The organism is Acidovorax facilis (assembly GCF_023913775.1).
Classification (GTDB): Bacteria; Pseudomonadota; Gammaproteobacteria; order Burkholderiales; family Burkholderiaceae_C; genus Acidovorax; species Acidovorax facilis.
The window spans coordinates 1-246 of the sequence record NZ_JAMXAX010000411.1; the positions used below are offsets into that span (position 1 = coordinate 1).

A 246-nucleotide genomic window follows, 5' to 3' on the forward strand; every position below is an offset into this window, starting at 1 on the left:
CGTACGAACCACCGTCAGTGATGGCAAAGCACCATGTCCATTGGACCGGGTCAACCGGCAGTTCCGGGCCGAGAGGCCGAACCAGTTGTGGGTGAGCGACTTCACTTACGTTTCGACTTGGCAAGGCTGGCTGTACGTAGCCTTCGTCATCGACGTGTTTGCCAGGCGCATCGTTGGGTGGCGGGTGAGCAGTTCAATGCGCACGGACTTTGTTCTCGACGCCCTGGAGCAAGCCCTCTATGCCCG

Annotated in this window: 1 protein-coding gene; it reads left to right on the forward strand. The window is 59.8% G+C overall.

Annotation, left to right across the window (positions count from 1 at the left end):
* Window positions 1-246: DDE-type integrase/transposase/recombinase (locus tag NFX52_RS30800; RefSeq protein ID WP_252636055.1), on the forward strand; the 246-nt coding region annotated here is incomplete at both ends.